This is a genomic window from Endozoicomonas sp. ONNA2, assembly GCF_024606365.1.
Lineage (GTDB): Bacteria > Pseudomonadota > Gammaproteobacteria > Pseudomonadales > Endozoicomonadaceae > Endozoicomonas.
The window spans coordinates 1-2,219 of record NZ_JAHHPO010000617.1 but is presented as its reverse complement, the minus strand read 5'-3'; the positions used below and the strand labels follow the sequence as shown (position 1 = coordinate 2,219).

The following is a 2,219-nucleotide window of genomic DNA, read 5'->3' as shown; positions in this document are numbered from 1 at the left end:
TTTTTTGTGTAATACCGTCCATATTAGGAAAGTTGTTTTTAGACAATTCCTTAGTTACCGTGAGACGTGCAAAACAGTCGTCAGGCGTTGAAACCGAACCATAAGCATACCGATGAATCAGCAATTTTTCCGGGAACAATATTGAAATATAGCTGTCGAAAAGCGAAATATACATTGTTTGCCGGAAGGTTTATGGACGCAATAGCCAAACCCCAATCCACTGCTCAATTTGATGGCTGTCAGACCGTTGAGGATTTAACCGGGCTTTTCAGGGAGGTTTTATTCAATCATCGTGAAACCAGAGTTGCAACCGATGGATTAATACCTGAGACGACTTCACAAGCTGACCTTGCCGGGGTTCTGGACTCATCTCCCCGTGATGTTCCCGTAGTCGAAAGATCAGTCTCCAGGACGCCAGGTGGTAGTTTTGCTTATTCACCGGCAGATACGGATTCGCGGTTGGAGTATTTACGCAAACATCCAATTGCTGAAGGGTTAAATAGTGATCCGGACTTTTCAGCCCTCATTGCGCAGCTGTCCCATGCCACATCAGATCAAGAAAAATCATCTTTATTCGAAACGTTACATGAAGCGGTTGAACGTAAACATGTACCCAATATATTAAAGGCACTTCCTCTGCTTGAGGATGTGAAAAAACAAACTGACGTTGTGGGGTATGCGTTTAGTCTGATCAATAAAAGTGATCAGTTTTTTTACAACAAAGGTGATAACAACGGTAATTTTGATGAGCGAAGCTTAATGTTTAATGTTGGCATTCTGGATGCTCTTTATAGTCAGTTGACGGACTTGTCAACGCTTTTAAAGGGAGAGCTGTGTACGGAATCGCTTTCAGTAATTCGTTATATCAATATGATCTTTCCAGACCCCCTGTATTCCCTTGATACCCTGAAGCCTCGTGAACTCGAAGGTTATAGGGGCGATCCCTCTCATCACAAGGAGCAAATAGCCCTGAAGTCTAATTGGACTCCTGATGATTCCCGTGTTACCCAAGTGATAGCGATGATTGAAAATTATCGTGAAACTGAACTTGGTATTTATGCCAATATTTCTAAAGCCTCGGCAAAACATCTTAACAATTACCTGAGAGCAAATAATATTGACCGATTGTTTTTCCCTATGGCGGGCACTGGTTACTTTTCTAAAAGAATGATTGATGCAGGCATGCCCTCAACTTGCTTTGATATCAATCCGCCTGACAAAACCTTTACCAGGGTCAACAAAGCAGATGTTTTTGTCAGCATTGACAAGTTTTCAAAAACACTGGCATTGACCGGTAGAAACATCCACTCATCCGCATTGGTACTCGATGCGCCGCAGCCCGGTTTCATGGTTCAAAATCGTCGGATTGAGGCTGATGAGTTCCTTCCCACAGTCATTAAGTCCTGGCTTGATCGGGGAGGCAAGAATGTGCTGGTCATTTCTGAGGCCAGCGATCAAGCGTTGCTTTTCTCGTCCAAAGCATTAACAAGAATGGGAATAGCCATGATACCTGTTATACCGGGTTTTCCTCCTGAGATATTTCAGGGTTTGGGGGAATTCGTTGGTATCTGTGGCCTTTATCGGATTGAAAAAAAATAAGCCAGGGGGCTGGTGTTCTAACCCGGATAATTCATAAACGTGCAATGGATTCAGCAATAACCTGACGGAGTTTCCCTTTTCTACTACTCTTTTCAGTTGAAATATAAGTCAATGTCAGGGTGTCTCCATAATGAAACTCTATGACTTTTATGTAAAGCAGAAGTGGGTCAGATGGCTCTTTGTTGCCTTGCTGTCAGCTGCGGTCTTTGTTGCTGAAGGGGCTTATACCGGGCCTGGCTCAGGGGGGTATAGCGGACCGGTCCAGGGGATGGTACGACAACCGTCGCTGCTATCCTGAAGCATCCCCGGGATGACATGCGGGTCGTCCTCAAGGGCCATCTGGTCCGCAAACTCAAACATGAGAGTTACCTGTTTAACGATGGTACCGGTGAAATCACGGCGGATATTGATGATAATGTTTTTCCACCGCAACCGGTCAATGCCAGTACCAAAGTAGAGCTTATCGGTGAAGTCGATGTTGATCGGCTATCCGGCGTTGAAATAGACGTGAAGTCACTGAGAATTATCAGCCAGTAATGACCATTCGGCTAACTGCCACTGCCTGGGAGGCTGTCCGAGAATAGACTGCCCTACTGCGGTTGCGATAAATTGGTCTAAAA

Annotated in this window: 3 protein-coding genes; all 3 read left to right on the top strand. The window is 44.8% G+C overall.

All coding sequences use genetic code 11. The annotated features are described in order from the left end of the window. The first annotated feature begins 192 nt into the window (after positions 1–192). Complete coding sequence (locus KDK14_RS10880; RefSeq protein WP_257265132.1) at positions 193–1,599, top strand: hypothetical protein; 1,407 nt, start codon at positions 193–195, stop codon at positions 1,597–1,599. A 130-nt stretch (positions 1,600–1,729) separates the two neighbouring features. Continuing rightward, positions 1,730–1,897, top strand: coding sequence for a hypothetical protein (locus tag KDK14_RS10875; RefSeq protein WP_257265131.1), 168 nt, complete (start codon positions 1,730–1,732; stop codon positions 1,895–1,897). 17 nt (positions 1,898–1,914) lie between these two features. Beyond that, positions 1,915–2,136 (top strand): YgiW/YdeI family stress tolerance OB fold protein, encoded by a 222-nt coding sequence (locus KDK14_RS10870; protein ID WP_257265130.1) that lies wholly within the window; start codon positions 1,915–1,917, stop codon positions 2,134–2,136. Positions 2,137–2,219: the final 83 nt, after the last annotated feature.